Origin of the sequence: Streptomyces sp. NPDC006733 (assembly GCF_040636125.1) — a bacterium.
GTDB lineage: Bacteria > Actinomycetota > Actinomycetes > Streptomycetales > Streptomycetaceae > Actinacidiphila.
This window is the reverse complement of sequence record NZ_JBEYJD010000012.1, coordinates 125362-147066: the sequence shown is the minus strand read 5'-3', so window position 1 is coordinate 147066 and position 21705 is coordinate 125362. Positions and strand designations below refer to the sequence as shown.

At 73.6% G+C, this 21705-nt stretch carries 15 protein-coding genes; 7 read left to right on the top strand and 8 right to left on the bottom strand.

Annotated features, from left to right (window positions below):
- The first annotated feature begins 42 nt into the window (after positions 1-42).
- Positions 43-1944, top strand: coding sequence for a long-chain fatty acid--CoA ligase (locus ABZ721_RS13560; RefSeq protein ID WP_358788763.1), 1902 nt, complete (start codon positions 43-45; stop codon positions 1942-1944).
- 109 nt (positions 1945-2053) lie between these two features.
- On the opposite strand, the gene ABZ721_RS13555 is transcribed toward ABZ721_RS13560, so the two are convergent.
- Positions 2054-3271: a lipase family protein gene (locus ABZ721_RS13555; protein ID WP_358788762.1), complete on the bottom strand. Its 1218-nt coding sequence runs from the start codon at positions 3269-3271 to the stop codon at positions 2054-2056.
- Between the two features lie 124 nt (positions 3272-3395).
- Entirely contained in the window at positions 3396-4448 is a 1053-nt protein-coding gene (locus ABZ721_RS13550; RefSeq protein ID WP_358788761.1) for an AraC family transcriptional regulator, read from the bottom strand.
- Positions 4449-4564: 116 nt separating this feature from the next.
- On the opposite strand from ABZ721_RS13550, the gene ABZ721_RS13545 reads away from it, so the two are divergent.
- Entirely contained in the window at positions 4565-6430 is a 1866-nt protein-coding gene (locus ABZ721_RS13545) for a long-chain fatty acid--CoA ligase (protein ID WP_358788760.1), read from the top strand.
- A 90-nt stretch (positions 6431-6520) separates the two neighbouring features.
- Here the strand turns inward: ABZ721_RS13545 and ABZ721_RS13540 are convergent, their stop codons facing one another.
- On the bottom strand, positions 6521-6724 hold the full coding sequence (locus ABZ721_RS13540) for a cold-shock protein (protein WP_014144190.1): 204 nt from the start codon (positions 6722-6724) through the stop codon (positions 6521-6523).
- A 256-nt stretch (positions 6725-6980) separates the two neighbouring features.
- Here ABZ721_RS13540 and ABZ721_RS13535 point away from each other — a divergent pair, with 256 nt between their 5' ends.
- Positions 6981-7832 carry a menaquinone biosynthesis protein gene (locus tag ABZ721_RS13535; protein WP_358788759.1) on the top strand — a complete coding sequence of 284 codons (852 nt, stop codon included), beginning with the start codon at positions 6981-6983 and terminating at the stop codon, positions 7830-7832.
- A 36-nt stretch (positions 7833-7868) separates the two neighbouring features.
- Here ABZ721_RS13535 and ABZ721_RS13530 read toward each other — a convergent pair whose 3' ends face one another.
- Positions 7869-12278, bottom strand: a complete 4410-nt coding sequence (locus tag ABZ721_RS13530; protein WP_358788758.1) for an FtsK/SpoIIIE domain-containing protein — start codon at positions 12276-12278, stop codon at positions 7869-7871.
- 201 nt (positions 12279-12479) lie between these two features.
- Here ABZ721_RS13530 and ABZ721_RS13525 point away from each other — a divergent pair, with 201 nt between their 5' ends.
- The 4 genes from ABZ721_RS13525 (at position 12480) to ABZ721_RS13510 (ending at position 15569) form a co-directional block, all read left to right on the top strand.
- Positions 12480-12794, top strand: coding sequence for a hypothetical protein (locus ABZ721_RS13525; protein ID WP_138355175.1), 315 nt, complete (start codon positions 12480-12482; stop codon positions 12792-12794).
- 20 nt (positions 12795-12814) lie between these two features.
- Positions 12815-13468 carry a hypothetical protein gene (locus tag ABZ721_RS13520; protein WP_358788805.1) on the top strand — a complete coding sequence of 218 codons (654 nt, stop codon included), beginning with the start codon at positions 12815-12817 and terminating at the stop codon, positions 13466-13468.
- Between the two features lie 85 nt (positions 13469-13553).
- Positions 13554-13850, top strand: a complete 297-nt coding sequence (locus tag ABZ721_RS13515) for a WXG100 family type VII secretion target (protein ID WP_277439545.1) — start codon at positions 13554-13556, stop codon at positions 13848-13850.
- A gap of 96 nt (positions 13851-13946) precedes the next feature.
- Entirely contained in the window at positions 13947-15569 is a 1623-nt protein-coding gene (locus ABZ721_RS13510) for a serine/threonine-protein kinase (RefSeq protein WP_358788757.1), read from the top strand.
- Between the two features lie 26 nt (positions 15570-15595).
- Here ABZ721_RS13510 and ABZ721_RS13505 read toward each other — a convergent pair whose 3' ends face one another.
- The 4 genes from ABZ721_RS13505 to ABZ721_RS13490 form a co-directional block, all read right to left on the bottom strand.
- Positions 15596-17122 (bottom strand): serine/threonine-protein kinase, encoded by a 1527-nt coding sequence (locus ABZ721_RS13505; protein WP_358788756.1) that lies wholly within the window; start codon positions 17120-17122, stop codon positions 15596-15598.
- A gap of 92 nt (positions 17123-17214) precedes the next feature.
- On the bottom strand, positions 17215-19497 hold the full coding sequence (locus ABZ721_RS13500) for a DUF3488 and transglutaminase-like domain-containing protein (protein WP_358788755.1): 2283 nt from the start codon (positions 19495-19497) through the stop codon (positions 17215-17217).
- On the bottom strand, positions 19494-20696 hold the full coding sequence (locus tag ABZ721_RS13495; RefSeq protein ID WP_358788754.1) for a DUF58 domain-containing protein: 1203 nt from the start codon (positions 20694-20696) through the stop codon (positions 19494-19496). The genes ABZ721_RS13500 and ABZ721_RS13495 overlap by 4 nt, the downstream gene beginning before the upstream one ends.
- Entirely contained in the window at positions 20696-21688 is a 993-nt protein-coding gene (locus tag ABZ721_RS13490; protein WP_358788753.1) for a MoxR family ATPase, read from the bottom strand. The genes ABZ721_RS13495 and ABZ721_RS13490 overlap by 1 nt, the downstream gene beginning before the upstream one ends.
- Between the last annotated feature and the right edge of the window lie 17 nt (positions 21689-21705).

Sequence of the window (21705 nt, the reverse complement as noted above, 5' to 3'; positions counted from 1 at the left end):
AGCGCGAGCCGCCGTACGATTCCGCGAACCAGGAGAGCCCTGATGGCCCGTAAGAGTCCGATACCGTCCCAACTCGTCGCCGTGGAACCGGAGCTCGTCGTCTCGGGCGGTGCGGTACGGCAGGCGTCCGTGCCCGCTCTCGTGCCGCCCGAGAGCGAGGGGAGCCTCGCGGACATCCCGTTCCGCAACGCCCTGGAGGCCCCGGACGAGGCCGTGCTCAGCCGCAAGGACGAGCGCGGGGCGTGGCGTGACATCACGGCCGCGGACTTCCGCGACGAGGTGGTCGCGGTGGCGAAAGGGCTGATCGCCTCCGGGCTGCGCCCCGGCGACCGGCTCGCGATCATGGCGCGGACGACCTACGAGTGGACCCTGCTGGACTTCGCGGCCTGGGCCGCCGGGCTGATCACCGTCCCGATCTACCCGACGTCCTCCGCCTCCCAGGCCGGCTGGATCCTCGCCGACTCCGGCGCGGTGGCCTGCGCGGTGGAGAGCGTCGAGCAGACCCGGCTGATCAGCGGGCAGCGCCGCGAGCTGACCGGGCTGCGGCACCTGTGGCAGCTGGACGCCGGCGGCATCTCCCAGCTGATGGCCGAGGGGCGGGAGCTGCCGGACGTCCTGGTCAAGGGCCGCCGCGCCAACCTCGGACCGGAGAGCGTCGCCACGCTCATCTACACGTCGGGCACCACCGGACGCCCCAAGGGCTGCATCCTGACGCACGGAAACTTCTTCGCCGAGGTCGACAACGCGATCGAGCTGCTGCACCCGGTCTTCAAGTCGGTGAGCGCGGAGCCCGCCTCGACGCTGCTCTTCCTGCCGCTGTCGCACGTCTTCGGCCGGATGGTCGCCGTCGGCTGCCTGCGGGCCCGGGTCAGGCTCGGCCACGCCCCGAGCATCGCCACCGACGACCTGCTGGCCGACCTCGCGGGCTTCCGGCCGACCTTTCTGCTCGCGATCCCGTACGTGCTGGAGAAGGTCTACAACACCGGCCGCGCCACCGCCGAGTCGATGGGCCGGGCGTCGTCCTTCGACCGGGCCGCCACCATCGCGCGGCGGTACGGCGAGGCGCTGGAGGCGCAGCAGTCCGGCACCGGGCGCGGCCCCTCGCTCGGGCTGCGGGCCGCCCACGCGCTCTACGACCCGCTCGTCTACCGGCGCATCCGCGCCGCGCTCGGCGGCAAGGTCCGCTACGCGATCTGCGGCGGCTCACCGCTCGGCCGCCGCCTCGCCGCGTTCTACGCGGGGGCCGGCGTCGCGGTCTTCGAGGGGTACGGGCTGACGGAGACGACGGCCGCCGCCACCGTCACCCCGCCGCTGCGGCCCCGGCTCGGCACCGTCGGCTGGCCGCTGCCGGGTGCCGCCGTCCGGATCGCCGACGACGGGGAGGTGCTGCTCAGCGGCGGCATGGTCTTCGGCGGCTACTGGAACGGCCGGGTCGGGGCCTACCACCCGGTGGACGGCGGCTGGTTCGCCACCGGCGACCTAGGGGAGCTGGACGACGAGGGCTATCTGACGATCACCGGGCGCAAGAAGGAGATCATCATCACCGCGGGCGGCAAGAACGTCGCCCCGGCCCCGCTGGAGGACCAGCTGCGGGCGCATCCGCTCGTGGGGCAGTGCATGGTCGTCGGCGACAACCGCCCCTACGTGGCCGCGCTCATCACCCTCGAACCCGACGGCCTCAGCCACTGGCGCCGGATGCACCACCGCGACGGGGTCAGGACGGCGCAGCTCACCGAGGACCCGGAGCTGCTCGCGGAGATCCAGCACGCGGTCGACGACGCGAACGCGTCGGTGTCGCGGGCCGAGTCGATCCGGCGCTTCCGGGTGCTGCCGGTGGAGTTCACCGAGGACTCGGGGCACCTGACGCCCTCGATGAAGCTCAAGCGGACCGCGATCGCCCGGGACTTCACCAAGGAGATCGACGAGATCTACCGCAAGCGGTGACGGTCGGTGCGGTGACGGGCGGTACGGTGACGGTCGGTGCGGTGACGTGCCGGCGCCGGCCGGGCCGGGGTGACCGGTCCGGCCGGCGCCGGGTGCGGAGGGGGACGGGTCAGCAGTTGCCCGCCGTCGGGTGGCCGGCGAAGCGGTCGGCGAGCCACTCCATCGCGAACGGGGACCCGGCGATGGCTCCGGTGATGTGGCCGAGCGGCATGGACTGCCACTGCACGTCGACGCCCTTCGCGCACCAGTCGGAGCGCAGCTTCTGCCCCACGCCGTAGGGGATCAGCTCGTCGATGACGCCGTGGTAGAGGTAGACCGGGGCGTCGGGACCGCGGGTGCCCAGCGCGTCGGCGCGCAGCGCGCTCTGCCAGTCGGGCTCGTAGAGCGGGTTGCTGGTGGTGACCTGGTCGATGCGCTGGAAGAGGCCGGCGATGGCGTCGATGGCGACGCACTGCGTCTTCACGATGTCCACCAGCGTCCGCCCCCGGCCGTTCAGGTACTTGGCGAGGTCCAGCTCCGGGTACGCGGCGTCGTGGCCCACGGCCGCGGCGAGGATCAGGCCCGCCCCGACACCGCCGTTGTTGAAGTCGGCGACCTTGAGGAGGTCGGCGGGGACGCCGCCGGTGGCGGTGCCCCTGACGTTGAGGTCGGGGGCGTAGGTGTCGTGGATCTCGGCGGCCCAGCCGGCGGCCTGGCCGCCCTGCGAGTAGCCCATGATGCCGACGGGGGTGGCGGCGTCCAGCCCGGTGCCGGGCAGCCGTTCCGCGGCGCGGGCGGCGTCGAGCATGGCCTGTCCCTCGGCCCGGCCGACGGTGTACGTGTGGACTCCGGGGGTGCCGAGGCCCTCGTAGTCCGTGACGGCGACCGCCCAGCCGCGCAGCAGCGCCTGCCAGATGAGGCTGCCCTCGGCGGTGGTCCCGGTGGGGAAGCCGCGGGAGGGCGCGCAACTGTCGGCGAGGCCGACGGTGCCGACGGCGTACGTGACGAGGGGGCGCTGTCCGGTGCGGCCGTCGCGGGGGACGAGGACGGTGCCGGAGACGGTGGTGGGCGCGCCCGTGGCGGTGGTGGACCGGTAGCGGATCGTCCAGGCCCTGGTGTCGGTGAGGACGAGGGGGTTGGGCATGAAGCGGGTCTGCTGGGCGCTGACGATGTCGCCGGGCTGCCCGGCGGTCGCGGTCGTGGTCGCGGCCTGCGACGTCCGGGTCTGCGGTGCCGTCGAGGCCTGAGCCTGGGCCGGTGCCGCCGTGGCGGTCAGCGCGGTCGTCAGCGCGAGGGCGGCCAGGGCCGCCGGAACGATGTGCCGGATGCGTCGTACGGTGCTCTGCACTGCGGCTCTCCCATCGGGACGGTGGAAGGTGGGGGGTACAGGGACCGTAGTGACTTACCGGTAGGCGCGGCGCTGACCACGCCGCTCACCTTTGCTGACCCGGAACCGCATTCACTCCAAGGGGTCATGCCGGGGGCTCGTGCCCCGGGCCCGGCGGTGTGGGGCGCGTCCCGAGGGCCGCGTGGCGGAAGGCGCCGGGGGTCGTCCCGGTCCAGCGGCGGAAGGCCCGGTGGAAGGCGGTGTCCTCGGAGAAGCCGAGCCGCGCCGCGAGGTGGGCGATCGGCTCGTTCCCGTCACGGAGCCCGGCGATGGCCGCGTCTCTGCGGACCGAGTCCTTGAGCCGCTGGAAGGACGTGCCCTCGGCCGTCAGCCGGCGGCGCAGCGTCGCGGGGCTGACCGCGAGCCGCGCCGCGATCTCCGGCGCCTCCGGCAGCCGGGTGCGGGTGGCCAGGGCGCGGGTCATGGTGCGGCGGATCTGCTCGGTGACGGTGGTGCCGTAGTCGCGCCGGCTGAGCAGGTCGGCGGGGGCCCGGCGCAGCAGCTCGCCGAGCGCGGTCTCGTCCTGGATGAGCGGGGCGTCGAGCCAGTGCGCGTCGAAGGCGGCGCCGGTGTGCTCCGCGCCGAAGCGGACCGGGCAGCCGAAGAGCAGGTCGTACTCGGCCCGGTGCGGGGGCGCCGGGTAGGCGAACTCGGCGTGCAGCAGCGGGATGCGGCTGCCGACGAGCCAGCTGGAGAGCCGGTGCCAGATGACGACCAGGCACTCGGCGAGGAAGTGGTCCGGGTCGTCGGCCGGCTCGCCGCGCACCGTGAAGTGCGCGACGCCGTCCGCCGTGTGGACGGCGAGGGCCGGGCCGCTCGGGAACAGCGCGTAGAAGCGCACCGCCCGGTCCAGCGCGGCGCCCAGGTCCCGGCCGCCCAGCGCCGTGCAGCACATCATGGCGAAGGAGCCGCGCGGGCTGGGCGCGGGGCCGAGGCCGAGGAACTCGTCGTCGGTGGCCCGGTGCAGTTCCCGGACGAGGCAGCTGAACTGGTCGTCGGTGACGCGGGCCCGGTCGTCGCCGAGCAACAGGGGCGCGATCTGGGCCCGTTGCAGTAACGGGGCGGTGTCGATGCCGAGCCGCTGGGCACCGCGCAACGCCGCTCTGACCCGGTGCACCGTGATCGTATGCGTGCCCATGACACTCAACGGTGGGGCAGTTGAGCGGCAGGGTCAACCCGTGTGACGGTTCGTGTCATCTTCGTGCGGGCCGGTGCTTCATAGCGTCAGGGCTACACGACCAAGGGAGGCGCGCGATGGGCACCATGGCACCGCAGACCGATCGGCCAGGGACGCTGGCGCTGACGGCGGAGTGGGTGGCGGAACGGCACGGCGACACTCCCGCACTGCGCTTCCGCGCCGGCGGCGGGTGGCGCGATGTCACCTACACGGAACTGCGCGACACCGTACGGAGGGCCGGCTGCGGGTTGATCGCCCTCGGCGTCGAACCCGGTGACCGGCTGGCGATCCTCTCCGAGACCCGCCCGCAGTGGACGTACGCGCACCTCGCCGCGCTGGCGGCGGGCGCCGTCGTCGTGCCGGTCTATCCGACGGCGGGCGACGAGGAGGTCGTCTGGGTGCTGAGCGACTCCGGCGTCTCCGTGATCATCTGCGAGGACGCCCGGCAGGCCGCCAAGGTGGAGCGGCTGCGGGACCGGCTGCCGCAGCTGCGGCAGGTGCTGCTGCTGGACGCGCTCGACGGGGTCGCGGAGGGCGTGGCGCCGCAGGGCGCGGCGGCCGATGCTGCCCCAGCGGACGGTGCGGCGGCCGGGAGCCCCGCGCGGGCGCCGCTCGACGAGGGGCTGCTCGCCGAGCTGCTGCTTCGCGCGGAAACGCGCAAGCCCGAGGACCTGGCGTCCATCGTCTACACCTCGGGCACCACGGGGATGCCCAAGGGCTGCCGGCTCACCCACGGCAACTTCGGCGCCGTGCAGGACGCCACCGTGCCGCACATCGAGGGCGGGCTGCCCGGCGACACGACGTATCTGTACCTGCCGCTCGCCCATCTCCTGGCGCAGCTCATCCAGTTCACGACGCTGCTGGTCGGCGGGGCGCTGTGCTTCTTCGGGGGGCGGATCGAGAACATCGTCGCCGAGCTGGCCGAGGTCAGGCCCACCCATCTGCCGTCGGTGCCCCGGCTCTTCGAGAAGGTGCACGCGCAGGTGCTGGCGCTCGCGGAGTCGCAGGAGGGCGGCAAGGAGCGGTTCGAGGCGGCCGTCGCGCTCGGCGTGCGCGCGGCCGAGCTGCGCGAGCGCGGCGAGGAGCTGCCGCCGGAGCTGCGCGAGGCCTACGACGCGGCCGACGCCGCCCTGTTCAGCCTCGTCCGTGCCGTCTTCGGCGGCCGGCTGCGCTGGGCGACCACCGGGGCCGCGCCGATCGCCCCGCAGACCATGGCCTTCCTGCGGGCCTGCGGCCTCGCCGTCCTGGAGGGGTACGGCATGACGGAGTCCGGGGGCATCATCGCCGTCAACCACGCCTCCGACTTCCGGCACGGCACGGTCGGCCGGCCGGTCGACGGCTGCGAGGTGCGGATCGCGGACGACGGGGAGGTGCTCGCCCGGGGCGCCAACGTCTTCCCCGGCTACCACGGCAACCCGGAGGCGACCTCCGAGGCGCTGGACGCGGACGGCTGGCTGCACACCGGGGACCTCGGCGCGCTCGACGCCGACGGCTATCTGACGATCACCGGCCGCAAGAAGGACATCGTCATCACGTCGGCGGGCAAGAACCTCACCCCGACCCAGGTCGAGTTCGCCATCCAGCAGTCCCGCTACGTGTCCCGCGCGGTGATGATCGGCGACCGCCGCCCGTACCCGGTCGCGGTGATCACCCTGGACCCGGACGAGATCATCGGCTGGGCGTCGCGCACCAAGCAGGTGCTGGGCGCGCGGCCGACCCGCCACCCGGCGGTGCACGCGCTGGTGCAGGAGGCGGTGGACGCGGCCAACGAGCAGGTCGCCCGGCCGGCCCGGATCCGGGCGTTCGTGATCCTGGACGAGGACCTGTCGGTGGAGGCGGGCGAGCTCACCCCGACGCTCAAGCTCCGCCGCTCGGTCGTCGAGGAGCGGTACCGGGACCGGATCGACGCGCTCTACGCGGAGACGGCGGCGAGCCCCCTCTAGCCGGGCCGGCGGCGCCGGGAAAGGCAGGAGCCCCGCACCTCGGTGCGGGGCTCCTTGGCATTGCTTTCAGGCGACTCGGCGATCAGACGATCAGACCGGGGTCACGTTCTCCGCCTGGGGACCCTTGGGTCCCTGGGTGACGTCGAAGTTGACCTGCTGGTTCTCCTCGAGGGAGCGGAACCCAGCTGCGTTGATCGCGGAGTAGTGAACGAAGACGTCGGGGCCCCCGCCGTCCTGGGCGATAAAGCCGAAGCCCTTTTCAGCGTTGAACCACTTCACGGTTCCGGTAGCCATAAAGCCCTCCTTGGGCCCAAAGGGTTGCCCTGCTCCAGAACCTGCAACTGCGAAGTCTGAAAACTACAAAAGCCTACGGGGTCACATGCTCCGCAGGCTCTGTACTGCAAGGGAAACCAAACTGCAACTTGCGAGGAGAGTAGCACGCAGGTTCAGGGGTGGGGAAGGGTCTCAAGATCGGCCTTTCGCGGTCCTGCGGGGGGCGGTTCCGCCTCCCGCCCACAAGATCCGCGAGCACCAGGACTAGCCTCCTGATGTGGACAAATCTGCACCTGACGCCGAAAGCGGCCGGACCCGTCCGAGGGTCGGCCACATCCAGTTCCTGAACTGCGTGCCCCTGTACTGGGGGCTTGCGAGAACGGGAGCCCTCCTCGACCTGGAGCTGACCAAGGACACCCCCGAGAAACTCAGCGCCCAGCTGGTGCGGGGGGACCTGGACGTCGCCCCCGTCACGCTCATGGAGTACCTGCGGCACGCCGACGAACTGGTGGCGCTCCCGGACATCGCGGTGGGCTGCGACGGCCCCGTCATGTCCTGCGTCATCGTGAGCCAGCTGCCGCTCGACCAGCTCGACGGCCAGCGGGTCGCCCTGGGCTCGACGAGCCGGACCTCCGTGCGCCTCGCCGAGCTGCTGCTCACCGAGCGGTACGGGGTGACCCCGGACTACTACAGCTGCCCGCCCGACCTGTCGCTGATGATGCGGGAGGCGCAGGCCGCCGTCCTGATCGGCGACGCGGCCCTGCGGGCGTCCCTGCACGACGCGCCCCGGCTCGGGCTGCAGGTGCACGACCTGGGGCAGATGTGGAAGGAGTGGACGGGACTGCCGTTCGTCTTCGCCGTCTGGGCCACCCGCCGCGACTACCTCGCCCGCGAGCCCGAGGCCGTCCGCGAGGTGCACCGCGCGTTCCTCGCCTCCCGCGACCTGTCGCTGGAGGAGGTCGACAAGGTCGCCGAGCAGGCCGCGCGCTGGGAGGCGTTCGACTCCGAGCTGCTGAGCCGGTACTTCACCACGCTCGACTTCTCCCTCGGGGCCGAGCAGCTCGCCGGCATCGCCGAGTTCGCCCGCCGGGTGGGCTTCCCGGCGGAGGCGCGCGTCGAACTGCTCTGACCCGCGCCCCGCCGCCGCACGGCCGCTGCGTCCGCCCTACAGGGCGGTCAGGGGGACCTGGACGGTACGCACCTCGCCGTCGCCCAGGTGCAGCAGGCCGCGGCCGGGCTGGACGGCCTGGCCGATGGAGCCGCGCTGCAGCCGGACGCCGACCAGGTCGCCGTCGGACATGTTCTGCGGGGACAGCAGCAGGCCGCGGCGGGCCTTCTTCATCTCGACCTGCCAGCCGTTGAAGCCGCCGCAGATGTCGTCCGCGTCGCCCGCGATGACCAGGCCGATGTCCTTGCCGGTCGCGTTGCGCACCACGGACTGGAAGACGTCCCCGGCCTCGCAGTTCCGCAGCAGCTCCGCGTCGTCCACGATGATCACGCCGGGTCCGCTGAAGCGGGACAGCGCCTCCTGCAGCTCCGCCGCCGTGATCTCGTCGGTGCCGAAGAAGCCCACGACGCCCGGGGCGTGCTTGAGGCGGCGCAGCGGCGACTGGCGGCGCGGGGTGGCCAGGATGATCTGGGTGCCCGCGGTGAGGAACGAGCGCGTCATCGTCAGCAGCGCCGTGCTGCGCCCGGAGCGGGCGGGGCCCGCGATGACGAAGGCGGGGGTGCCCTCGGCGAGGTTCGGGCCCAGCACCGTCAGCTGGTCGCCGCCGATGGCCGCCATCGACCAGAGCCGGCCGCCGCCGCGCAGGGCAGCCGTCTCCTGCGGGTCGCGCATCTCCCACGCCTCCTCGAACTCGATCCGGGAGGGCAGCACGTCGACCCGGAACGGGCGGCGGGCGCGCGGTACGGCGCTGTCCCGCTCCTTGGCCGCGGCGCCGATGGCGTGCAGGGCCGCGGACTGGGCCTGGCCGCTGGGGTCCGCGGCGAGCAGCGCCACATGCGTCTCGACGGCGCCCTGGGCGCGGAACGCCCGGCCCGGCGGGATCTTCGCGGGGATCTTGCGCGGGTTGAGGCCGATGAGGGACAGGTCGCCCGAGTCGCTGAGCTGCAGCGCGATCTTGTTCTCGGTGAGGGTGGAGATCCGGCCGAGCAGCAGCGAGCGGTCGCCCGTCATGATCACGTGGATGCCGACGGACGCGCCCTCGCGCATCAGCTGGAAGATCGTGTCGGTCAGCGAGCCGTTGTTCAGATCGCCGAGCGACGGCGTGAAGCCCTCCCAGCGGTCCAGCAGCAGCACGATGTGCGGCAGCCGGTCCGCCTCCGCGACGCCCGTGCGCTGCTCGTTGACGTCGGTGAAGCCGCCCTCGCCGAGCAGCGCCATCCGGCGCTGCACCTCGGCGGCGAGCTTGCCGATCAGCCGGACCGCGCGGTCCGCCTCGTTGGAGCGGACCACCGCGCCGCAGTGCGGCAGCGCGGACAGCGCCAGCAGCGCGCCGTTCCCGCAGTCCAGCGCGTACAGGTGGACGTCGGCGCAGGAGTTGGAGCGGGCCAGCGAGCCGGCGATGGTGCGCAGCGCCTGCGAGCGGCCCATGCGCGGGGCGCCCGCGATCATCAGGTGGCCGAAGGTCGTCAGGTCGATCGACGCGGTGCGCCGGGCCTGCTCGCTCGGCAGGTCGTCGACCGCGTACGGGGCCGGCAGCAGGCCGTCGCGCGAGACGTTGACCGGCGCTTCCAGCTCGTCGATGACCATGCGCTCGGTGAGCGCGGGCAGCCACGGGCTGTGCTGCGGCGCCAGCCCCAGCTGCTCGTTGGCGCCCTGGATGGCCTCGACGAGGACGGCGAGGTCGGTGAGCAGGTCGTCGTCGTTGGTGCGGGGGCCCGCCGGGCGCTCAGGAACCGGGCGGCCCAGGCCGTCCCAGCCGATCTGCACCGTCCACGGCGCGGGCGCCTTCGTGGCGACCTGGCCGGGCCGCCGGCCGCCGACGCGGCCGGACTGGAACGGCAGCAGCGACGACGCGCCGAGCCGCACATAGGCCCGGCCCGGGGTGGACTTGGCGATGTAGCCCGCGTCCGGGGCGTCGATGACGTCGGAGGACTCGCTGGCGTCGGTGACGCGCAGCGCGATGCGGAGGTTGGTGTTGGCGCGGATCTCGGGGGAGACGACGCCGGAGGGGCGCTGGGTGGCGAGGATGAGGTGGATGCCGAGCGAACGGCCCCGCTGGGCGATGTTGACCAGGCCGGTGACGAAGTCGGGCAGCTCGCGGGCCATGGACGCGAACTCGTCGATGACGATGAGCAGCCGGGGCATCGCTTCGAGCCCCGGGTTGGTGCGCATCGCGATGATGTAGTCCTCGAGGTCCTTGGCGCCGGCTGCCGCCAGCGTGTGCTCGCGGCGCCGCAGTTCGGCGCCGAGCGACTCCAGGGCCCGCTCCACCAGGTGCGTGTCGAGGTCGGTGACCATACCGACGGTGTGCGGCAGCTTCACGCAGTCCTTGAAGGCCGCGCCGCCCTTGTAGTCGACGAGGACGAAGGTCATCGCGTCCGGCCGGTTGGCGACCGCCAGCGACGCCACGATGGTCTGCAGCAGCTCGGACTTGCCGGAACCGGTGGTGCCGGCGACCAGGCCGTGCGGCCCGTCGCGGACCAGGTCGATGGCGAACGGGCCGTCGAAGGACGAGCCGACCACGGCCTGGGTGGAGCGGCCGCCCATGCTCCAGCGGGCGGCGATCCCGCCCGCCGTGGGCGGCTCCATCTCGATCACGTCCAGCAGCCGGCAGGCGTCCGGCAGCGCCGAGCCCTCGTCGCCGCTGACGTCGCGGATCGGGGCCATCGCGCGGGCCAGCTGCTCGCCCCACGCGGCGGTCACGCAGTCCGGCCGCACGGCGGCGACCGGCTCGACACCGGCCATCGAGACCTGCAGCAGGCCGTAGTAGTCCTCCTCGACGAGCGCGCGGCACTCCTCGGGGAGGAGCCGGCGGTCGGCGTCCAGGCAGATGAGGTGGATGCCGACGCGCGGGCCGTCGCGCAGCACCTGCGTCAGGCCGGGCAGCGCGCGCAGCCGCCGCGAGCCGTCGAGGACGACGAGGATCGTCGGGCCGCCCCAGGCCTGGTTGGACTGGGTGCCGGCCTCGCGGGCGGCGTCCTGGCGGGCGGTGACCTGGGCGAGCAGCTCGCTGATGCGGCGGGCGACGCTGTCGGCGTCGGTGCCGATCAGGGCTAGCGCCGACTGGCCCTCGCGGGCCCTGGCGTGCGGCAGCCAGCGCACCCACTCCCAGCCCTCGCGGCCGCTGGGGTCGGTGAGCACGCAGATCTGCAGGTCGGCGGGGGAGTGCAGGGCGGCGGCCTGGGCGACCAGCCAGCGGCCGATGGCGCGCGGCAGCTCGCCGCGGCCGGCGACGCCGAGCACGCCGTGCTGCTGCATGGGGACGGTCACCGGGACGTCGGACAGCTTCCGGGCCTCGTTGCGCTTGTGCTCCTCCTGGGCCGGGTCGGAGACCTGGACCTCGGTGGGGAGGGTGCCGGTGCCGACGCGCAGCATCCCGTAGTCCGGGTCCGAGCGGCGCCGCTCCCACAGCCGCTGGCTGGGTCCGGTTGCGGCGACCAGCACCTCGGCCGGGTCCGGCGCCTGGGTGCGGCGGGCGGCGGTGTCGGCGGCCATGGCCTTGCGGGCCTGCCGCTCGATCGACTCCTTGTGCGTCTCGTAGTCGGCGGTGGTCTGGCGGAACGACTTCTTGCCGTGCTTCTTGTCGTTCATGTAGTTGCCGACCATGGCGACCGGGCTGAGCACCGCCATGAACAGGAAGCGCGGCTGGTGCATCATCATCGCCATCAGCACGGCGCCGAAGAGCGGGATGACCGCCATCAGCCAGGGCAGCGGCCGGTTCTCGGACTGCTTGGGCTTGCTGGGCAGCTGGAAGTTGGTCGGCCGCGGCGGCGGCGTGATGCGCGGCGGCCGGTTGTAGTCGAGGCCGGTGCCGTCCTCGGAGGGCTTGAGCGCGGTGTCGGGGAAGCTCGGCAGGCTCAGTTCCAGCAGCGTCTGGCCGGCGGCCACGACGCTGCGCGGCCGCCAGGGGCTCGGATCCGTGAGCTCCTTGCCGTCGATGGTGGCGGAGCTGCCGAAGGACGGGTGCACGGTGACGGTCCCGTCGACCGCGACGTCCACCTCCACCGCCGAGTGCGGCAGCGCCGGGTCGTTGAGCCGGATCCAGGCCTCGGGTCCGCTGCCGACCACGGCGACGCCCGGACCGAGGCGGTGCACCCCGCCCGCGTCGGGACCGCCGACGACGCGGACCTCCACCGTCCCCTGCGCGTCCGGCGCGGGGCAGGCGTCGGGCGCGGCGACGCTGACCACCGCGCCGTCGCGCACCGGCGAGGCGTCCAGACTCAGCTCGGGGTCGATCTGGAAGCCGTTGATGTGCAGGGCCGGCGGGCCCTGCCCGTCGTCCGGCCTGCCGAGCATCCGGCCGATCTCCGCCGCCAGCGCGCCGACGGGCGACGCGGGGTCGGCCTCGACCAGCATGTCCGCACGGTCGTCACGGACCGGGTCGATCACGCTGAGCTGGAGTTCCACTGCCGTCCCCCTGCACCACTGAGTACCACTGGTATTTGCCGTTGACCATCATGCAACAGGCGGCCGACAACGCACCGGCCGCATCAGCCGGAACCGCGGCCACGGGAAGAGGTGTCCTGACGGTGGGTGGGGCAGGAGTGAGAGAATCGACCGGCATGGAGCGCGGAAGCCGTGTGCGGCCGCAGAACCGACGGGGGAAGTATGGGCAGTCCTGACCGATTGAAGGTGGATCTCGGCGGGCTGGAGGATTTCGCCTCCAACCTCGACGCGGTGCGCACCACCATGAACGGCACGCGCAAGCTCTTCGAGTCCTACGAGGCGAAGCTCGGCTCCGGGAAGGTCGCGGACGCGCTGGACAGCTTCGAGCACAACTGGAAGGACGGCCGGAAGGAGATCGACGGGCACCTGGAGGGGCTGGCCAAGATGGCCAACACCGCGGTGCGCGAGATCCGGAAGGCCGACAAGCAGCTCGCCGACGACCTGGCGAAGGCGGCGAAGGGTGAGGGCGGCAAGTAGTGAGTACACCTCCGCGGGTGATGCCGGTCGAGCGGGAGGGCTTCTCGCTCACCGTGCCGATGACATGGTGGGAGTTCGACCTGCACCCGGCCAGCCGGGACGAGAGCATCCGCAAGCTGATGGCGCAGCGGGTGAAGGAGAACCCCGCGCTCGGTGAACACCGTGACGTGCTGGGCAAGTTCCTGCGCCGGGCGGCGCGCGAGGCGTACGACAGCGGGGCGGTGTACGTCGGCTGCATGGCGCAGAACTTCGGCGGCGTGCCGCTGACCGCGTCCGTCACCGTGTCGCTGGTGGGCGCCCGGACGCCCGAGGGGCAGTTGCTGGCCACGGACCCCGCGTCGATCGTGGCGGGGCTGCGGGAGAAGCCGGCCCGGCGCGAGGGCGACGCGTGGCGGAAGGTGACCACGGTGGAGATCCCGGAGACCGGCGCCGCCGCCCGCACGTACGGGATCGAGGACATCGAGATCCCCGGCGACAGCAAAACCATCCGAAGCGTTCTGATGCAGACATTCATCCCGCTGCCGGGTGGCGGGGACCGGGTCGCGCTGGTCGCCTGCAGCAGCCCCGTGCTCGATCTCGCGGACTCGTTCTTCGACGTGTTCGACGCCGTGACCTCGACGTTCCGCTACCGGGAACCGCAGGCTGCACCCCCGCCGTCCTCACCCGTAAGCTGATGCATCCGCAGACCATCACATCAATCTGCGACTCAACGGCCACGGGGGTCGGCCCTGCGGCAAGGCCAATGGAAGGTATTCCTCTATGTCCAACGTGAACGTCACATACCAGGACATGCGTGACGCGGCCACCAAGCTCAAGACGGGGCAGACCGAGATCACGGAGAAGCTGAACACGCTGCACAAGTTTGTTCAGGGCCTGGTGAACGGCGGTTACGTGACCGACCGTTCGTCGAAGCAGTTCGACCAGTCCTACACCGAGTTCAACACCGGTGCCACCAAGACCATCGAGGGCCTCGAGGGCATGGGCAAGTTCCTCGAGAGTGCCGCGCAGGCGTTCCAGTCCGCGGACGAGGAGCTCGCCAAGGGCCTCGGCCACTGATCGAGCGGCAACGGATGCGCCGCAGCGGATCACCGCTGCGGCGCATCGTGCGTCGCGGCCACCGCCCGGGGGCACACTCGCTCTGAGGAGGATCCGATGCAGCCGTTGGCTACGACAGATCCGTCGTCGATCGGTCCGTACCGTCTGCTGGGACGGCTCGGAGCGGGTGGGATGGGCCGGGTCTATCTCGGCCGCAGCCCCGGCGGCCGTACGGTCGCGGTGAAGGTGGTGCGCCCCGAACTCGCCGAGGACGGCGAGTTCCGCACCCGCTTCCGCCGTGAAGTGGCCGCGGCCCGGTTGGTGAGTGCGGTCTGGAGCGCCCCGGTGCTCGACGCGGACACCGAGTCACCGGTGCCGTGGGTCGCCACCGGGTACATCGCGGGGCCGACCCTTGCCCAGGCCGTCGACGAGTTCGGTCCGCTGCCGGCGAGCGGTGTGCGGACGCTGGGCGCCGGGCTCGCCGAGGCGCTGGACGCGCTGCACCGGCTCGGCCTGCTGCACCGCGACGTCAAACCGTCCAACGTGATGCTCTCCATCGACGGTCCCGTGCTCATCGACTTCGGCGTCGCGCGCGCCATGGACGCCGCGGGCGCGTCCGTCACCGGCAGCGGGGTGGTCGTCGGCTCGCCCGGCTACATGTCGCCCGAGCAGGTGCTCGCCCGGCCGCTCGGCGCCCCCTCCGACGTCTTCGCGCTCGGCGCCGTGCTCGCCTTCGCGGCGACCGGGCGCGGCCCGTTCAGCGGGGACAGCGCCGCGTCGCTGCTCTACAAGGTCGCCCACGAGGAGCCGGAACTCGACGGTGTGCCGTACGAGCTGCGCGACATCGTGGAGTCCTGCCTCGCCAAGGCCCCGGCCGTCCGCCCCACCCCCGCCCAGCTCGCCGCGCGGCTGTCGCCCGACGGCGCCGCCGCGCTCGTGCGCCAGGGCTGGCTCTCCCGGCAACTGATGGCGCAGCTGGGCCGGCACGCCGTCGAACTGCTGGACCTGGAGGCGGCCCCGCTGTCGACGCGCTCCGGGGCGGCGCCCTCGGGGACGCCCCTGGGCTCGGCCTACGGCACGTTCGGTCCGCCGCCCGACGCGTCCGGCGCCTTCGGCACGGGTACGGGGCCGCACGACGCGGTACCGGGCACCGCGGGCTCCGGTGCGCGCTACGCGCCGTACCACCCCGCCCCGAGCCGCGGGCACCGGAGGCTGTCGGCGCTGGTGGCCGTGGTGGTGGCCGCGGTCGTCGCCGTGACCGTGGTGATGCTGTTCCGGCCGGAGGACAAACCGTCCGGCAGCGGCGGGCCGCACAGCAGCACCCCGTCCGGCAGCGACACCGCCGCGCCCACCGGCACGGCGACCGACACCGGTACGGCCACCGACGCCGTGCCCGCCGCGTTCGTCGGCACGTGGCAGGGCGGCACCGTGTCCACCAACGGCGTTCCCAACGGGGTCCTGACGATCACCGTCAAGGCGGGGCGGATCGGCGAGAACGTCGGCGACAGCAGCGTCGACCTGCTGGGCGTCCTGCACTGCGGCGGCACGTGGAAGCTGGTGGCCGCGACCACCAAGGTGCTGGTCCTCGACTCGACGGCCGGCCATCCGGACGCGACCAGCGGCTGTTCCCCGGGCGCCACGGCGGAGCGGCTGACCCTCAAGAACGCGACGACGCTGACCTACACCACCAACGACACGGCCGCCGGCCGCCCCAGCGGCGACCTGAAGAGGATCAAGTAGCCGGAGGGCGGCGGGCCGGGCGGCGGTCAGCCGGTGGTCTTGCAGAGCTCCTTGGACGGCGCGAACTGGAACTTCCCGTCCACCGAGATCACCGCGTTCACCGTGTAGCAGGTGTCGGCCGTCACCGACCCGGCCGTGAAGACCACCGCGGGCTCGTTGCCGTTCGGCGTCTTCTGCAGCGGCTCGCCGCCGCCGGGCACCACGGCCCGCACGACATAGCCCGCGACCTGCGCGGCCTGGGTCGGCGGCTTCCACGTGATCTGCACGTTCCCGTTGGCCTTGACCGCCTGCACGTCCTGCGGCATCAGACCCGCCAGCTTGTCCGCCGGCACCTGCACCGGGGCGGCGCTGGACGTCGGGCCGGGTGCCGTCGAAGCGGTGGGGGAGGCCTTCGGATCGGGTTTCGCGTCGCGGTCGCGCAGCACCAGCGTGGCGGCGGTGCCCGCGGCGGCGAACACCACCAGCGCGGTCGTCGCCGCGATCAGCCGCTTGCGCGACTGCCGCTTGGCCTCGTCCTGCGCCCGCGCGCCCGCCTGGGCGACGGCCGCCTGCTCCTCCTGCGTCAGATCGTCCGCCGGGTCCCAGCCCGGCAGCGGCGACTCCATCGCCGGTTCCGGCTCCAGCGCCGGCACCTTCGACGCGGACGCGGGGGACAGCAGCGCGCGCAGGGTGCGGTGCACCTCGGTCAGCGGCGGCCGGCCCTCGGGGTTCGCCGACATCATCCGGCGCACCAGGATGAGCAGCGGGTCCGGTATGTCGTGCCGGTGGGCGGGGTACGGCAGTTCGCCGCGCAGCACCTCGGCGTAGAGCGCGGACCACGAGGTGCGGCCCGCGTCCGCGTACGCCGGTTCGCCGTTGAGCAGCGCGTACAGCGTCGCGCCGAGGCTGTAGACGTCGGCCGCCGGGCCCGGCTTCTCCCAGCCGAAGAGCTCGCGCGGCACGAACATCGGGTCGAAGACCGCGCCCAGTCGCGGCGCGGAGCGCTGCAGGACGCGCGCGAGGCCGTGGTCCGCGAGCAGCGCGTCGCCGCTCTCGTCGAAGAGGATGTTGGCCGGGCGGACGTCCAGGTGGAGCACCCCGCGGCGGTGCGCGGAGTGCAGCGCCAGCGCCAGCCGGGTGCCGATCACGATCGTCTCGTCGACGGGGAACGGGCCGGAGTTGGCGAGCTTGGCCTGGGCGTTGCCGCCGCGGCAGAACTGCTCGACCAGGTACGGGCGGTGCTCGGCGGTGAAGCCGGCGTCCTCGACCGTCACCGAGCAGGGGTGGCGGGCGGCGGCGCCCGCCGACAGGAGTTCGGAGTGCGCGGCCAGCCGGGTGCTCTCGTCGTCGACCGTGACGGCGAGCAGCTTGACGGCCACCTCGGCGCCGGTCGCCTCCTCGGCGCACAGCAGGACCGAGCTGTGGCGGCCGGTGCCGGCCTGGCGGAGCAGCTTGTAGCCCGGCGGGAGGCGGTGCCCCTCCGCCGACGTCTGCCCGGGTACCGCGACGGAACCCTCGTCGCTCCCCGGGTTCTCCGTCGTGCCCTGCCCGCGCCTTCCCGGCGTCCGGTCCACCGATGTCCTCCCGTGCCTCACGCGTCTCACGACAACCTACCGCCTCCGGCGGCCGGCCGGGTCGGCGCCCGCGCCCCGTATGACCCCGCCGATCAGCCCCGTCGCAGCCGCAGCGCGCGCACCACGCGGTCGCGGCGGGGGATGGTGCGCAGGACGACGCGCTCGATGGCGTCGCAGTGCGCCCAGGCCGCGTCGGCCGACGCCGGGTCCGGGGTGCGGCCGGCGTAGCCGACCTCGTTCACCAGCCGGGCGAGGTCCGGCAGATGCTCGCCGGCGGCGCCGCCCACCCGGGCCGCCCCGAACGCGGCGACCTCCTCCGCGGTGTGCGCTCCGGTGGCCGGCAGCCCGATCTCGGTGAGCCGGTCGACGATCTGCTGCCAGGCGCCGAGCACCCGCTGCCGCACGTCGGCCGCGCCGCGCCGCCTGGCCCGCCGCCGCCAGGGCAGCCAGGCCGCGTAGAGCAGGTAGGCGAGGACGAGGAGCAGGACGCCGGCCGGGGCGTAGATCCACCAGGGGGTCCCGGCCGCCGGGGCCGCGGCCGTGGGCCGCGCCGGGCCGGCCCCCTTGGGCGGGGCGGACGGCCGGGGCTGGTCGGTGATCTGCTGGTCGACGGTCTTGCGGTCCTTGGTCTGGCCGGCCGGGGCGACGGAGGTGCCGTCCTTCGACGTGGCGCCGGGGGTCGGGTAGAAGGGGACCCAGCCGATGCCCTGGAACTCCACCTCGGGCCAGGCCAGTACGTCCTTGCCCGCCACCTGCCAGGAGCCGTCGGCGGCCCGCGTCCCGGGGCGGAAGCCGACCACCACCCGCGACGGCAGCCCGAGCGTGCGGGCGAGCACCGCGAACGAGGCGGCGAACTGCTCGGAGGTGCCGCGCTTGCCCTCGGTGAGGAAGAACTCCAGCCCGCGGTAGGTGTGGCCGGGGATGGCGCGCGGGTCGAACTGGTAGGACTCGCGCAGCCAGTCGGCGAGCTTCACGGCCTGCTCGTACGGGAAGGAGCTGCCCTCCGTGGCCTTCGCGGCGATCTTGGTGAAGGACGCGACGGACGGGATGGGCTGGTCGGCCGCGTCCGTGCGCGGCAGCCGGACGAGCGCCGGGTCGTCGGCGGCCGGCGCGTACTGCAGCCGCCGCACGTCGTAGACCGGCAGTTGGGACACGGCCGTGTAGCGGAAGCCGGCGGGCGCCGTCCGGTCGGTGGCCAGCACGCCCGCGGCCGGGTCCACCGACAGGTCGGTGTGGTCCGGCAGCGTCACGGCCGACGGCCGGTCGGCGGCGGGCAGCCACATGCCGGGCAGCGCCTGGACGGTGACGTGCTGGACGATCTCCTGCCGCTTGCCCGGGTCGACGCCGCGTTCCGCCGGTACCCGGCCGCCGGTGCGGGCCAGCTCGGCCGTGCTGGACCACGTCGTGCCGTTGTACGCGTCCAGCACCGCCAGCCGGTAGTTGGTCTCGGCCGTGGTGCGGACGGTGAAGACCGGGGCGTCGCCGCTGCGCATCAGCGCCGCCACCTGGTCCAGCGGACTGATGGACTGCGGACGGACGGTGGGCGGGGTGATCGCGTCGCGCGGGTCGTACGCGGCGCCCAGCCCCGGCAGGCCGGTGCCGGCCAGCGACGCGACGAGGGTGAGGCCGAGGACGACCGGCAGCCCGAGCGCCAGCCCGCGCACGGACGGGGCCACCCGCGAGCGGACCAGCGCCAGCAGCGCGGTGAGCGCGGCCAGGGCGACGACCACGGCGGCGTTCGAGCCCGGACCGTCCACCCCGAGCACCAGCGGGAAGCCGAAGGCGAGCACCGCGGGCAGCGCCGGGAGCAGCGGCGTGCGGGTGCGCAGCGCCAGTTCGGCGGAGGCGAAGGCGGCGAGCCACAGCACCGCGTGCGGCAGGACCAGCAGCCGCGCCTCGCCGGGGACCGGGAGGATGGTGGTCAGGACGGCGTGCGGGGCGTCGAGCAGCGCGGGCCGGATCGCCCGCGGTCCGCCGTCGCGGAACATCGTCAGCCAGACCGTGCCCGTCCACGCGACGGCCGTCAGCACGACGGACGGCCAGAGCGGACCGGTGCGGCCCTTGCGGGACAGCGCGCCCGACAGCGCCGCGGACAGGGCGATCGGCGCGAGCACGGACACCGCGAGGACCGGCAGCAGGTCGCGGATGCCGAACACCCGGTGCCAGCCCAGCCCCGAGGCGGCGAGCAGCGCGGCGACCGGCAGCAGCGACCACAGCCGCCGCGCCCGCCCGAGGCCTTCACCGCGGGTGGTGACCGGAGTGGTCGGACGTTCGGCGGCCGGCCCGGTGGGCGCGGGCGCGGCCCAGTCCCAGTTCGGGCCGCCGCCCTGCGGCGGCAGCGGCGCGGTGCGCGCGGGCCGCGTGGTGGCGCTCAACGGACCGCCTCCCAGCGCCAGCCGGCCAGCAGCGCGTCCAGCGACGCGATGTGCAGTTGCGGGACGTCGACGGTGGCGCTGGACACGCCCTGTGCGTCGGGCGCGGCCATGTCCTGCCCGGCGCGCAGCATCGTCACCCGGTCGAAGCGCCGCCTGACCCGGCCGAGCGCGGTGAGCCCGTCGGTGTCGCCGGTGCCGGTGACGACGACCAGCGAGCCACCGCCCCGGTGGTGCTCCAGGCCGTCGAAGGCGGACGCGGCCGACTGCCGGTCGGAGCGGCCGATGAGGGCGAGCCGGTCCAGGAGCGCGTCGGCGTCGTTGCCCGAACCGTCGGTGAGCAGGATCGGGCCCGCCTCGCTGAGCACGTGCACGGGGAAGTTGGAGCGGGCGGCGGCGTACGCGATGGACGCGGCCGCGTCGACGGCGAGCTCGAAGTCGTCGTCCGACACGTACGCGCCGGGCCGGGTGTCCAGCACGAGCGTGGTGTGCGGCAGAGACACGTCGACCATCTGCCGGACCATGAGCGTGCCGGTGCGGGCGGTGGAACGCCAGTGCACCCGGCGCAGGTCGTCGCCGAGCACGTACTCGCGCAGCGCGTGGAAGGTCAGCGACCCGTCGTCCGCGGTGTCGGAGGTCGGCCCCTCGACATGGTGCGCCTTGCCGGACGGCAGCACCGGCAGCAGGCAGATACGCGGGCGGACGACGAGGGTGTCGGCGGAGCCGTAGGAGCGGATCCGGCGCGCGAGGCCCAGCGGGTCGGTGCGGGTCAGCCGCAGCGGGCCGACGGTGATCCGGCCCCGCCGGGCCGTCGGCAGCGCGTAGTGCAGCTCCTGCGAGCCGCCCGCGCGCAGCACCGGCACGTCCATGGTCAGCGGCTGGTCGCCGCACAGGTCGGTGGCGCGCAGCCCGCGCCGGGTGCGGGTGCCGGTGTTGGTGAGCGTCACGATGCCGTCGGCCGGGTCGCCCCGGCCGACCTTGCGCGGCGCGATCCTGCGCTCCGCGCCCAACTGCGGCCTGGGCACCGTCCACAGCACCGCCAGCACGACCGCCGCCAGGCAGGTCGCCCCGAGCGCGGCGGCCTCCGCGTACCCGAACCCGTACCCGGCGCCCAGCAGGGCGGCACCGGCCAGCAGGGTGCCCCAGCCGGTGGCGGAGAGCGGGCCGGCGCCCGAGCGGGCGGTGGCGGTCGTCCCGGACATCAGATCCGCGCCCCGCCGGCCGCCTGCGGCACCGGCACCGTCGCCAGGACCTCGGCGACGACGTCCGCCCCCGTACGGCCGCTCAACTCGGCCTCCGGGGTCAGGATCAGCCGGTGCGCGAGCACGTGCACGGCGAGCGCCTTGACGTCCTCGGGCAGCGCGTAGTTGCGCGACCGGGAGGCGGCCCGCACCCGGATGGCGCGCAGCAGCGCCACGGAGCCGCGCGGGGACGCGCCCAGCCGGACGTCGGGCAGGGTGCGGGTCGCGGCCACGACGCGCACGATGTAGTCGTAGAGCTGCTCGGCGACCTGCACCTGCGTCGCGACCTGGATGAACTCCGCGATGTGGTGCGAGGAGGCGATCGTCTGCAGGGAGTCGGGCGAGGTGTTGGCGGCGGAGCCGGTGAGCACCGCGACCTCCGAGGCGTGGTCCGGGTAGCCGACCGTGACGCACATCAGGAAGCGGTCGAGCTGCGCCTCGGGCAGCGCGTACGTGCCGCCCATGTCGACCGAGTTCTGCGTGGCGAGCACCATGAAGGGGCGCGGCACCGGGTGGGTCTTGCCGTCGGCGGTGACCCGCCGCTCCTCCATGACCTCCAGCATCGCCGACTGCGTCTTGGGCGAGGCGCGGTTGATCTCGTCACCGAGCACGATGTTCGCGAAGACGGGCCCCGGCAGGAAGTCGAACGTCCCGGTGTTCTGCCGGTAGATCGTCACGCCGGTGATGTCGGACGGCAGCAGGTCGGGGGTGAACTGCACGCGGGCGAAGTCGGCCTCGATCGACGCGGCCAGGCAGCGCGCCAGCGTCGTCTTGCCCGTGCCGGGAACGTCCTCGATGAGCAGGTGCCCCTCCGCGAACAGGCAGGTCAGCGCCAGCTCGACGGTGTCGCGCTTGCCCTTGACGACCCGCTCGACGTTGTCCCCGAGCGCGTGGAAGCACTGGGCGAAGAGCGCGACGGGGTCGTTCTGCGGGTACTGCGGGGGAACGCTCATGACGTGCTCGCACTTCG